The sequence below is a fragment of the Streptococcus sp. UMB0029 genome (assembly GCF_002871495.1).
Taxonomy (GTDB): Bacteria; Bacillota; Bacilli; order Lactobacillales; family Streptococcaceae; genus Streptococcus.
The window spans coordinates 175,826-188,270 of sequence record NZ_PNGD01000002.1; the positions used below are offsets into that span (position 1 = coordinate 175,826).

13 protein-coding genes are annotated in these 12,445 nt (G+C 39.3%); 9 read left to right on the forward strand and 4 right to left on the reverse strand.

Annotation, left to right across the window (positions count from 1 at the left end; genetic code table 11):
• Positions 1–222: 222 nt before the first annotated feature.
• Both CJ239_RS01980 and CJ239_RS01985 read right to left on the reverse strand, forming a co-directional pair.
• A complete protein-coding gene (locus CJ239_RS01980) occupies positions 223–993 on the reverse strand; it encodes a response regulator (protein ID WP_080980817.1) in 771 nt (256 codons plus the stop codon).
• Positions 986–2,635 (reverse strand): sensor histidine kinase, encoded by a 1,650-nt coding sequence (locus tag CJ239_RS01985; RefSeq protein ID WP_102210346.1) that lies wholly within the window; start codon positions 2,633–2,635, stop codon positions 986–988. The genes CJ239_RS01980 and CJ239_RS01985 overlap by 8 nt, the downstream gene beginning before the upstream one ends.
• 147 nt (positions 2,636–2,782) lie before the next feature.
• On the opposite strand from CJ239_RS01985, the gene leuS reads away from it, so the two are divergent.
• The 7 genes from leuS (at position 2,783) to CJ239_RS02020 (ending at position 9,279) form a co-directional block, all read left to right on the forward strand.
• Positions 2,783–5,284 carry a leucine--tRNA ligase gene (gene leuS / locus CJ239_RS01990; protein WP_102210347.1) on the forward strand — a complete coding sequence of 834 codons (2,502 nt, stop codon included), beginning with the start codon at positions 2,783–2,785 and terminating at the stop codon, positions 5,282–5,284.
• A gap of 165 nt (positions 5,285–5,449) precedes the next feature.
• A complete protein-coding gene (locus CJ239_RS01995) occupies positions 5,450–6,316 on the forward strand; it encodes an ABC transporter ATP-binding protein (protein WP_102210348.1) in 867 nt (288 codons plus the stop codon).
• Positions 6,316–7,158, forward strand: a complete 843-nt coding sequence (locus CJ239_RS02000; protein ID WP_102210349.1) for an ABC transporter permease — start codon at positions 6,316–6,318, stop codon at positions 7,156–7,158. The genes CJ239_RS01995 and CJ239_RS02000 overlap by 1 nt, the downstream gene beginning before the upstream one ends.
• An 18-nt stretch (positions 7,159–7,176) precedes the next feature.
• Complete coding sequence (locus CJ239_RS02005; protein WP_102210350.1) at positions 7,177–7,632, forward strand: LytTR family DNA-binding domain-containing protein; 456 nt, start codon at positions 7,177–7,179, stop codon at positions 7,630–7,632.
• 9 nt (positions 7,633–7,641) lie between these two features.
• Entirely contained in the window at positions 7,642–8,061 is a 420-nt protein-coding gene (locus CJ239_RS02010) for a DUF3021 domain-containing protein (RefSeq protein ID WP_102210351.1), read from the forward strand.
• 94 nt (positions 8,062–8,155) lie between these two features.
• Entirely contained in the window at positions 8,156–8,851 is a 696-nt protein-coding gene (locus tag CJ239_RS02015; RefSeq protein WP_102210352.1) for a GNAT family N-acetyltransferase, read from the forward strand.
• Between the two features lie 11 nt (positions 8,852–8,862).
• Positions 8,863–9,279, forward strand: a complete 417-nt coding sequence (locus CJ239_RS02020) for a GNAT family N-acetyltransferase (RefSeq protein ID WP_000628386.1) — start codon at positions 8,863–8,865, stop codon at positions 9,277–9,279.
• 581 nt (positions 9,280–9,860) lie between these two features.
• Here the strand turns inward: CJ239_RS02020 and CJ239_RS02025 are convergent.
• Complete coding sequence (locus CJ239_RS02025; RefSeq protein WP_000970382.1) at positions 9,861–9,953, reverse strand: type I toxin-antitoxin system Fst family toxin; 93 nt, start codon at positions 9,951–9,953, stop codon at positions 9,861–9,863.
• 586 nt (positions 9,954–10,539) lie between these two features.
• Complete coding sequence (locus tag CJ239_RS02030; protein ID WP_094753251.1) at positions 10,540–10,632, reverse strand: type I toxin-antitoxin system Fst family toxin; 93 nt, start codon at positions 10,630–10,632, stop codon at positions 10,540–10,542.
• A gap of 133 nt (positions 10,633–10,765) precedes the next feature.
• Between CJ239_RS02030 and ruvB the strand changes: the two genes are divergently transcribed.
• Together ruvB and CJ239_RS02040 are read left to right on the forward strand one after the other, a co-directional pair.
• Complete coding sequence (ruvB, locus tag CJ239_RS02035) at positions 10,766–11,764, forward strand: Holliday junction branch migration DNA helicase RuvB (RefSeq protein WP_102210353.1); 999 nt, start codon at positions 10,766–10,768, stop codon at positions 11,762–11,764.
• On the forward strand, positions 11,745–12,317 hold the full coding sequence (locus CJ239_RS02040; RefSeq protein ID WP_102210354.1) for a nucleotidyltransferase family protein: 573 nt from the start codon (positions 11,745–11,747) through the stop codon (positions 12,315–12,317). Before ruvB ends, CJ239_RS02040 begins: the two co-directional genes overlap by 20 nt.
• Positions 12,318–12,445 lie beyond the last annotated feature (128 nt).

The following is a 12,445-nucleotide window of genomic DNA, read 5'->3' on the forward strand; positions in this document are numbered from 1 at the left end:
GGATATAATAAAAACCTTAAAGAAATCTAAAACGAAAAATAGGAAATGAGTTCCTAGAGCAAGGATGGGTACACTGTAACTGGGATTTCGATAGTAATCCTCTTCAAAACACGTCGCTTTATCTGCAATCTCAAAGCTATGATTTGAGTAGTTAGCACTTTGATTTTCATTGAGTAAAAGTACAAAATAAAAAGATTGCCTGAGCTGAGCAATCCTTTTACATCAATGGTTTTTATCCATGAGTTTTAATTCTTTTGGAGAAATATGGAGATATTTTTTAAAAACTTTGGCAAAATATTTATAGTCTGAAAATCCAACTTGTTCAGAGATATCGCTTAGGGGGGAATTGGGGGATTCAGCCATTTTATCTATAGCTTGCTTGAGACGGTAGCGTAAGATATATTCATTTAACGTCATTGGGAAGTCTTCTTTGATGACCTTATATAGATAACTTTCGCTATATCCTAGATTCTCTGCAATGGTAGAAATGGTAAAGTGCATGCAGTAGTGTTGATGCACAAATTCCAGAATTTGCTGAATGATTTGGTTTTGTGTATCGACTTGTTGGATAGAGGTGAGTAAAGTTTGATATTCTTCTAAAAAAGGAGTTTCTTGATAAGTGCTAACTCGTAATCGCAAAACAATTTTTTGAAGACATTCTGTCAATTCCTTGGTATCAATTGGTTTGGATAAGAAATCTACCGCGCCATATTGCATGGCTTTTTTAGCATTTTGAAAATCGTTATAACCTGATAAGATAACTTTTTCATAGGAGAGAGTACGAGTGGCTTCAAACATCATAAAAGCATCCATAATTGGCATGGTGATGTCTGTTAAGACAATATGAGGTTCTTTTTCTTGGATGAGTTTCATTCCCTCTTGACCGTGACTAGCAGTTCCTACAACTTGGATACCTAAGGCAGAGTAGTCTACGGCAATCTCTAGCCATTTTCGAATGAGGTGTTCATCTTCTACGATAATGAGCTTAAACATGAGTTAGTCCTTTCGTTATAAATTTGACCCAAGTTTCTCCATGGCGATTGACTCCTAAATCTAGCTGGACATCAGAAAAGAAATTGCTCAATCGTTTGTAGCTGTTAACGATGCCATGTTGGGTATGAGGGCTTTCTAAAGAGTCTAAAATAGCGAGTCGCTCTTGTTTTGTGAGCCCTCCGGCATTATCCTTGACTAAAAAAGTCAGAGAATCTGCTTCCAAGGTAATTTGGATATCAATATGAAGATCAATACGGTATTGCATCCCATATTTTATAGCATTTTCTACGAGAGGAAGCAAGAAAAGCTTAGGTATAGGCTGATTATCAACAGTTTTTGGGCAGACAATATCATAGGAGAAGTGCTCGAAACGAATCTTATGAATCATAAGGTAATCTTCTATAATCTTTAAATCTTGGCAAATGGTTGTTTCTTTTTCTAAATCGGTGATACTGTAGCGAAGAATGCGCGTGAGATTTTGAATCAGGTCTTGTGTGAGAGCTGCATCCATTAAAGAAGTGATTTTAATCGTTTCAAGTGTATTGTAGAGAAAATGAGGATTGAACTGAGCTTCCAGCATTTTTCTTTCAAAAATCCACTTTTCTTTTTCTATGGTTAGCATTTTTTGATGAAGTTGATCTAATTCGTACAACATATTGTTGATTTTTTCTGCCATAAACTCAAACTCATCACCTGTTTGTAGAGAAAGCCTTTTTTCTGCTTGTTTAGGAATTTCTTGAAGTTGGTAAACCAAACTTTCAATAGGAACAGCATTGTGTGTGGCAATCTTATGAGCAATTCGCCTTGCTTGCCAGAAGTAGAGGAAGAATATACATAAGGTGAGAATGGAGGCTAGACCAAGTAAGCTAGGAATGGGAAAAAAGGATTGAAAAGTATAGATTGAAAAAATAGCACCGACTTTTTCTTTTTGAACAATAAGCGGTTCATTCGCATACCAGTGGGTGCGAGAGTGTAGGAGTTTTTCATCAAATTTTTCAAGAGTGGAACGAGTAAACTGATTTGTATTGTTGGAAAACATATTTCCAAAGCTATCGGTAATGATGTATTTGGAATTGATCATTGGGAAACTTGAGATGAAATCATTCTCATTTACGAACGCAATAGTATAGGCTTTAACTCGTTGGTTTTGAAGTAGTGGTTTGATAAAGAGTGTGTAATGTTGCTTATCTGAAGAGAGTGCAATTTTTTCTGTAACTTTATCTTGAGAAGGATTTTGAATGAGCAGTTTTAGATAGTAGGGTGATAAAATACTTTCTTGGTGATTTCGATTGGTACTGAATAGTAATTCACCTGTATCACTTAGAATAATGAGGTCAGAACTAAGTTTCAGTCTAGCTTTTGTCTCGTAAAATAAGCTAAAGACTTCTCGCTCTGTGTGTTTGCCGTCCAAAAATCCTGGAATCATTTTATGGTTCATAGTAGTCAGGAGCTCATTATTGGCTTCTTTCATCTCTTGAACCTGTTTGACAATCTGTCTCGTATCTTTGGAGAGTTGTTGCTCTTGTAAAAAATAGGAAAAACCAAAAAGTAAAATGAGTAGTAAGAGTGAGGTCACAAAGGCTGCGATAGAGCTTCTATGGAGAATTTCTTTTTGGAGAGATTTTTTAAAGGAATGAGACATCCGCTACCTCCTTGGAAGGGTTTTCTGTTATAAGTATAGCAGTTTAAAAATTCTAGAGCAAGGTAAAATAGAAAAGTATAGAATAGAACGAGACCAAATTCCCTCAAAAATGGTATAATAGTAACATCACAAAATTGGAGAGAGACCATGAGTTTTTACAATCATAAAGAAATTGAGCCTAAGTGGCAGGGCTACTGGGCAGAACATCATACATTTAAGACAGGAACAGATGCATCAAAACCGAAGTTTTATGCTCTTGATATGTTCCCTTATCCATCTGGAGCGGGTCTGCACGTAGGACACCCAGAAGGCTATACAGCGACAGATATCCTCAGCCGTTACAAACGTGCGCAAGGCTACAATGTCCTTCACCCAATGGGGTGGGATGCTTTTGGTTTGCCTGCAGAGCAATACGCTATGGATACAGGTAATGACCCAGCAGAATTTACAGCGGAAAATATTGCCAACTTCAAACGTCAAATCAATGCGCTTGGATTTTCTTATGACTGGGATCGTGAAGTTAATACAACAGATCCAAACTATTACAAGTGGACGCAATGGATTTTCACCAAGCTTTACGAAAAAGGCTTGGCCTATGAAGCTGAAGTGCCAGTAAACTGGGTTGAAGAATTGGGAACTGCCATCGCTAACGAAGAAGTTCTTCCTGACGGAACATCTGAGCGTGGAGGCTATCCAGTTGTCCGCAAACCAATGCGCCAATGGATGCTTAAAATCACGGCCTACGCGGAGCGTCTGCTTAATGACTTAGATGAACTTGACTGGCCAGAGTCCATCAAGGACATGCAACGCAACTGGATTGGGAAATCAACTGGTGCAAATGTAACTTTCAAAGTTAAGGGAACAGATAAGGAATTCACTGTCTTTACCACTCGTCCAGACACTCTTTTCGGTGCGACTTTCACTGTCTTGGCTCCTGAACATGAATTAGTAGACGCCATCACAAGCTCAGAGCAAGCAGAAGCTGTAGCAAACTATAAACATCAAGCTAGCCTCAAGTCTGACTTGGCTCGTACAGATCTTGCTAAGGAAAAAACTGGTGTTTGGACTGGTGCTTATGCTATTAACCCTGTCAATGGCAAGGAAATTCCAATCTGGATTGCGGACTATGTTCTTGCTAGCTATGGTACAGGTGCGGTAATGGCTGTTCCTGCCCACGATCAACGTGACTGGGAATTTGCCAAACAATTTGATCTTCCAATCGTCGAAGTACTTGAAGGTGGAAACGTTGAAAAAGCTGCCTACACAGAAGATGGCCTTCATGTCAATTCAGACTTCCTAGATGGACTCAACAAAGAAGACGCTATTGCCAAGATTGTGGCTTGGTTGGAAGAAAAGGGCTGTGGACAAGAGAAGGTTACCTACCGTCTCCGCGACTGGCTCTTTAGCCGTCAACGTTACTGGGGTGAGCCAATTCCTATCATTCATTGGGAAGATGGGACATCAACAGCTGTCCCTGAAAGTGAATTGCCACTTGTCTTGCCTGTAACCAAGGACATCCGTCCTTCAGGTACTGGTGAAAGTCCACTAGCTAACTTGACAGATTGGCTTGAAGTGACTCGTGAAGATGGTGTTAAAGGTCGTCGTGAAACCAACACTATGCCACAATGGGCAGGCTCAAGCTGGTACTACCTCCGTTATATTGACCCACACAATACTGAGAAATTGGCTGATGAGGACCTTCTCAAACAATGGTTGCCAGTAGATATCTATGTGGGTGGGGCAGAGCATGCCGTTCTTCACTTGCTTTACGCTCGTTTCTGGCACAAATTCCTCTATGACCTCGGTGTTGTTCCGACTAAGGAACCATTCCAAAAACTCTTTAACCAAGGGATGATTTTGGGAACAAGCTACCGCGATCACCGTGGGGCTCTTGTGGCAACTGATAAGGTTGAAAAACGTGATGGTTCTTTCTTCCATGTGGAAACAGGTGAAGAGTTAGAGCAAGCACCAGCCAAGATGTCTAAGTCCCTCAAGAACGTTGTCAACCCAGATGACGTGGTGGAACAATACGGTGCCGATACCCTTCGTGTTTATGAAATGTTTATGGGACCACTTGATGCTTCGATTGCTTGGTCAGAAGAAGGTCTGGAAGGAAGCCGTAAGTTCCTTGACCGTGTTTACCGTTTGATTACAAGTAAAGAAATCGCTGCGGAAAACAATGGCGCTCTTGACAAGGTTTACAATGAAACAGTCAAAGCTGTCACAGAGCAAATCGAATCCCTCAAATTCAACACAGCCATTGCCCAACTTATGGTCTTTGTCAACGCGGCTAACAAGGAAGAAAAACTTTATGTAGACTACGCCAAAGGCTTTATCCAATTGATTGCACCATTTGCACCTCACTTGGCAGAAGAGCTCTGGCAAACTCTTGCAGCAACAGGAGAATCTATCTCTTATGTAGCTTGGCCAACATGGGACGAAAGCAAATTGGTTGAAGACGAAATCGAAATCGTTGTCCAAATCAAAGGTAAAGTCCGTGCCAAACTCATGGTAGCTAAAGACCTATCACGCGAAGAATTACAAGAAATTGCTCTCGCTGATGAAAAAGTTAAGTCAGAAATTGACGGTAAGGAAATCGTGAAAGTGATTAGTGTGCCTAATAAACTCGTTAATATCGTCGTTAAATAAGATAGGAATCCTTCAGAGTAGAATCTGGAGGATTTTTTGAATGAAAAATATAATTCTGTTTCCATCATCTCACCACTTAACCTCTCATTTTAACCACTTATCTCGAAAGTCGATTTTTCTTTCATACTTTTTGTTAAACTAGTGAGATAAAAGGAGGGAAGAAATATGATTTTACAAGCTAAACATTTAACTAAACGGTACGGCGATTATATGGCTGTTGACCATATTCAGTTAGAGTTTGAAAAAGGGAGTTTTAATGCTATTTTAGGTCCAAATGGTGCAGGAAAATCAACCACTATTTCCATGTTAATCGGTTTGAAAAAGCCGACAAAAGGTCAGATTCGATATGCGCCAAATACGAAAATAGGAGTTGTTTTTCAAGCTAGTGTACTGGATGAGATGTTGACGGTTAGGGAAAATCTTACGATTCGTGCTCAACAGTATAAGGAGATTGCAGCAAGTCGTGTGGATGATTTGATCCATCAACTGGGTTTGACTGCTTTCCAGAAGCAACTATATGGGACTTTGTCAGGTGGGCAAAAACGTAGGGTTGATATTGCGCGTGCTCTTCTTTCACAGCCAGATATTCTTTTCTTAGATGAACCAACGACAGGTCTAGATATTCAGACTCGCAAAGCCATTTGGGATTTACTGTCTCGACTACAAAAGGATGAAGGGATGACTATTATCTTAACGACTCATTATCTGGATGAAGCGGATGAAGCGGATCAGATTTATATCGTTGATCATGGGAAAGTGATTGCGCAAGGTTCTGCGACGGCTATTAAAAGTCAGTATGCATCTAATATCCTAAAAATTCGTTTTAAAGAAATGAAGGATTTAGAAAAGTTGCTACAGACTGGAATGACAGTAAAGGAAGAAAATGAGTTGGAATATCTTTTTTATCCAAGGACGTCACAGGAAGCCATTGAATATTTGGCAAAAGTTCGAGAAGAAATTGATTCTTTTGAGTTTCGTCCGGGTACTATGGATGATGCCTTTATTGCACTTACAGGAAGAGAGGTTCGGTAATGCTAGCTTTATTGAAACGGAATTTTATCTTATATTTTCGTAATCGTTCGGGAGTATTTTTCTCGTTATTGGGGGCATTGATTTCCTTCCTCCTTTATATCATTTTTTTGCAGAAGAATTTGACGGACGCTTGGTCCCAACTCCCTGATAATACGAACCTTTTAAATAACTGGCTGATGGGTGGGACCTTGGCTGTGACTGGGATTACAACCAGTTTTACGGCTCTTACACAAATGGTACAGGATCGTGAAAATCAAGTGGATCAAGATCTCTTCTTGACAGATTTAGGTAGCTGGGGTTTACAGGTGTCCTATCTAATCAGTAGTATTACCATCTCTTTTGTCATGCAGGTGTTTATGTTTGCTGTTATGGGGCTTTATTTTAAAGAAAGTCCAGTTATCAATCATTTACCGGAAATTGCTTTGATTATGTTGTTAAGTAGTCTGCTTTCAAGTTTGATAAATATTCTCTTGATTTATCGTTTTCAATCTGTAGATAGTCTTGGCAAACTGGCAACTATAGTGGGAACTGCTTCTGGATTTTTAGTAGGAACTTATGTCCCTATTGGAGTTTTACCTGATTTTGCACAGATTATCATGAAGTGTACCCCTGCAACTTATATTACTTCTCTTTATCGACAAATTTTAATGAAAGAACCATTAGAGACCGCATTTACAGGAAATAGCAGATTGTTAAAGGAATTTCAAGAAAAAATGGGAATCCAAATCAACTGGCAAGAACTATTGACAAAGGAAGAGACATACTTTATAGTGGTTATTATCAGTCTCATCGCTATTCTTCTTTGGCTTTTATTTGTTAAAGTATTTAGCAAGAGAAAATAAAAGTATATTGGAGAGAAAATGAAGATTCGTTTTGAAATGAAGGCAGAGTTTTCAGAAAAGGACCCACATATTGTAATTCAGGCAGCTCAATTAACTGACCAAGCAAGAGAAGTCATGGAGTATTTAGAACAATTTTCAAAAACCAATCAGGTGGTCATTCCTATTCGAACGGATAATCATCTGGTCATGGTGAAAATTGAGGATCTTATTCTAGCAGATATCGATAAGAACTTGTTGACCATTTATACGGTAGACGGGATTTATAAAACTAAGGAAACATTGACAAACTTTCAGAATCGGATTAATCGGCGTAACTTTATACAGATATCACGCCATTCAATTATAAACATTGATCATTTAGAGTCATTATCGGATAGTTTTTCAGGGAACATGATGGCTAAAATGACTCGGGGCATCAAATCTAGTGTGAGTCGGAAATACGTTAAGTCCTTAATGAATTATCTAGGTTTATAGGAGAAAATCATGAAACGATTAATTGATTATTTTGTATCGGGAATGCGTACGGCTTCCTTCTTTTATTTGAGTATGATGTTATTAGCTCAGTGTCATCCAAGCATTACCTATCCTGCACCAATGACAAAAAATATTCTAGCTCTTTTTTTAATGGGTGGAATTATGGGGGTATTGACTTTAATCCTTGAAAAGCTAGAGTTTCTTGCTTTTAGTATACGTGTAGGAGTTCATTTATTAGTGACAGCTACTATCTTAGTATTGACCTCTCTATTTTTTGGCTGGGGTTCAGCCTTGTGGAGTCCCTTGCTTTGGTTCTTTTTCTTGTTAATTTATGGATTGATATGGTTGTATCAAATCTGGCAAACTCACAAACTCACCCAACGAATTAATCAAGCCTTAGAGGATAAAAGACAGAAAACGGGTCACTAATATAGTGTTGAGGATGAAGTTTGAAGACAGTGCCAGTTTCCAAAGAGAACAATTTGTGATATAGTATTTTCAGCGTAAAACAAGGAGAAGAAAAATGCCAGTAAATGAATATGGTCAAATGATTGGGGAGTCAATGGAAGGTTATACACCCGGTGAACTGCCTGCTATTGATTTTTTAGAAGGGCGTTATGCTCGGATAGAGGCTCTCTCGGTAGAAAAGCATGCGGAGGATTTGCTAGCTGTTTATGGTCCGGATACTCCTCGGGAGATGTGGACCTACCTTTTTCAGGAGCCAGTAGCAGATATGGAGGAGTTGGTCAGCCTTTTAAATCAGATGTTGGCTCGTAAGGATCGTTTTTACTATGCAATCATAGACAAGGCAACTGGTAAGGCTTTGGGAACTTTTTCTCTCATGCGCATTGACCAGAATAACCGAGTAATAGAAGTGGGAGCTGTCACTTTTTCTCCAGAGCTCAGGGGGACACGGATAGGAACAGAAGCCAAATATCTCCTAGCTCGCTATGTCTTTGAAGAACTCAACTATCGTCGCTATGAGTGGAAATGTGATGCTTTTAACCTGCCATCCAGACGAGCTGCGGAGCGTTTGGGATTTGTCTATGAAGGAACCTTCCGTCAGGCAGTCATTTATAAGGGGCGTACGAGGGATACGGATTGGTTGTCTATGATTGATAAGGACTGGGCACAAGTCAAATCTCGTTTGGAAACATGGTTGTGTCCTGAAAACTTTGATAAAAATGGACGACAGCACAAGAGCTTGAGAGAGCTTTAAGAGGTGTTGAGATGATTACTATTAAAAAGCAAGAAATTGTCAAGCTCGAGGATGTTTTGCATCTCTATCAGGCTGTCGGTTGGACAAATTATACCCATCAACCAGAGATGCTGGAGCAGGCCTTATCTCATTCATTAGCGATTTATGTGGCACTTGATGGCGATGCTGTGGTGGGCTTGATTCGTTTGGTTGGAGATGGATTCTCATCAGTATTGGTTCAGGATTTAATTGTTTTACCAATCTATCAACGTCAAGGGATTGGTAGCGCCTTGATGAAAGAGGCTTTAGAGGATTACAAAGATGCCTATCAAGTCCAGCTGGTGACAGACCAGACAGAAAGAACCTTGGGATTCTATCGTTCTATGGGCTTTGAAATCTTATCCACCTATAATTGTATAGGAATGACTTGGATGAATCGAGAAAAATAATAAAATTTGTTTTTTCTTAAGCAAAGTTTAAGGCTGGTCTAGTATTATACAACTATTAAATAAAGACCTCCTAACTTTATTTAATGAAATCCTAAAACTTTTTTTCATCATAATCTCCTAATGAAGTCACCCAATCAGGTGGCTTTTTTTCTTGGATAGGTGATGGTGATAGAAATTTTTTGCAAAATAGTAAAATTTGAGAAAAGTTAAGTTAGTTTTAAGCTTCGTCTTGTATCATATAGTTATTAAATAAAGACCTCCTAACTTTATTTAATAAAATCCTAAACTTTTCTTTTTCATAATAATCTCCCTTAACTCCACCAAATCAGGTGGAGTTTTTTGGCTCTATTTCAGGCTTTTGGGGACTATTCTAAAAATCATTTTTCGATAACTTTTACTTAATCTTATAAACTTTATTGGACAGATTCTAAAGTTGGAGAAGCTGAATGGATGAGGATATAAACCTTTGACAAATTTTGTGAACTATGGGATAATAAAAAGGAATTGAGTACTAGTTCTATATCATAGGCTAGAAAAGACCCCAAGCTCACGACCAAATAAGCTTGAGGTCTTTTTTGACACTATTTGTCCTTGTTTAGCCATTTATCGACTAATCGAAGAACGACACCGACCACAATTGGTCCAATGATAGTTTTGAGTACTAATTCCATCATGGGCTATCTCACCTCCTTTCGTAGGCGGTGTAGCAGTGCCGTAGAATATTATACCACATAAGTGCTAAACTCGGGAGTCATCCAATCAGGTGGAGTTTTTTGGCTCTATTTCAGGCTTTTGGGGATTATTCTAAAAATCATTTTTCGATATTTTCCGGTATTTTCGGATTTTGGTCGGGGAATTGGCGGGGACTTTTTTAGAAAATATGACTAAAAAATAGGTCTGTTGTCGCTTCGGCTACTTCAAACTCAATTTGATTGTAAGTGACTGTTAATTGAAGGACTGGAACTGCTGTAATAATGATTTTGCTTGTCCAGTAGTGGCGTATTAAATGAGGAGTGACATGTAAGATTGTCTCTTCGTTTACTAAATCAAAATTTCTATGAAATTGATAGAATCCCTAACTTTCTCTTAAACTTGAAAGTCTTGTTGTAAAGCGGTTAAAGCTTAAGAAGCTGAGAATGTAAAGTTTTGACAAATTTTGTGAACTATGGGATAATAAAAGGGAATTAAGTATTGTGTCTATATCATAGGCTAGAAAAGACCCCAAGCTCACGTCCAAATAAGCTTGGGGTCTTTTTGACACTATTTGTTCTTGTTTAGCCATTTATCGACTAATCGAAGAACGACACCGACCACAATTGGTCCGATGATAGTTTTAAGTATTGTATCCATCATGGGCTAATTCACCTCCTCTCGCAGGCGGTGTAGAAGTGCCGAACAATATTATACCACATAAGTACTAAACTCGGGAGTCATCCAATCAGGTGGCTTTTTTGTTTGTGGTTTGTTTTTTTGATATAATAGAGCCATGAGTAGAATTTTAGACAATGAGATGATGGGTGATGAGGAGTTAGTAGAACGCACGCTCCGTCCTCAGTATTTACGTGAATATATTGGTCAGGATAAGGTTAAGGATCAGCTTCAGATTTTTATCGAAGCCGCTAAAATGCGGGATGAAGCGCTGGATCATGTGCTCTTATTTGGCCCTCCAGGGCTTGGGAAAACGACCATGGCTTTTGTTATTGCCAACGAACTGGGTGTCAATCTCAAGCAGACGTCTGGTCCTGTTATCGAAAAAGCAGGTGATTTGGTAGCGATTTTGAATGACTTAGAGCCTGGGGATGTCCTTTTTATTGACGAGATTCATCGCTTGCCCATGTCAGTGGAAGAAGTGCTTTATAGTGCCATGGAGGACTTCTACATCGATATCATGATTGGGGCTGGTGAAGGCAGTCGCAGTGTTCATTTGGAGTTGCCACCTTTTACCTTGATTGGTGCGACGACTCGGGCTGGTATGCTCTCAAATCCGCTACGGGCCCGTTTTGGGATTACGGGGCATATGGAGTATTATGCCCATGCTGATTTGACGGAAATTGTTGAGCGGACGGCAGATATTTTTGAGATGGAAATCACTCATGAGGCAGCTTCTGAGCTGGCCCTACGTAGTCGTGGGACCCCTCGTATTGCCAATCGTCTCCTCAAGCGCGTGCGTGATTTTGCCCAGATAATGGGGAATGGGGTTATCGATGATGTTATTACCGATAAGGCTTTAACCATGCTGGATGTTGACCATGAAGGTCTAGACTATGTGGATCAGAAAATCCTTCGGACCATGATTGAGATGTACGGTGGTGGCCCTGTCGGATTAGGAACTCTTTCTGTTAACATAGCAGAAGAGCGTGAGACGGTTGAGGATATGTACGAACCTTACCTAATCCAGAAAGGTTTTATCATGCGGACACGTTCTGGACGAGTGGCTACAGCCAAGGCATATGAGCATTTGGGGTATGAGTGCAATGAAAAATGAGCAAGAAATTCTAGAGGCTTTTAGAGAAAATCGGGATATGATGGCTATTCTGACTATCACCCGAGACCTTGGTCTGAAAGACTCGTGGTTGGCAGCAGGTTCTGTCAGAAATTTTATCTGGAATCTCTTGTCATACAAATCACCTTTTGACTGTGAAACAGATGTTGATGTCATTTTCTTTGATCCAGATATTTCTTATGAGGAAACCTTATCCCTAGAGAAAAAGTTGAGAGAGGACTTTCCTCAGTACCAGTGGGAATTGAAAAATCAGGTCTATATGCACCAGCATAGTCCTCACACTGCTCCCTATAGCAGCTCTTGTGATGCTATGAGTAAGTATCCAGAACGATGTACGGCTGTTGGACTACGCTTGAATAAAGAATCAGATTTTGAACTCTATGCACCTTATGGACTCGAGGATATTTTGAATTTTCAAGTTCGCCCAACTCCTCATTTTTTAGAGAATGAAGACCGAATGGAACTCTATCAAACACGTTTATCCAAGAAAAATTGGCAGGAGAAATGGAAAAATTTGATTTTTAAAAATACTTAAGGAAACTTTAAGCTAGGAAGTGTATACTAAGTCCATAAGTTAAGAAGACCTTAACTTAAACTCCTAAAACTTTTTCATAATAATCTCCCTATAAAAAATTGAGTCGCCCAATCAGGCGGCTTATTTTT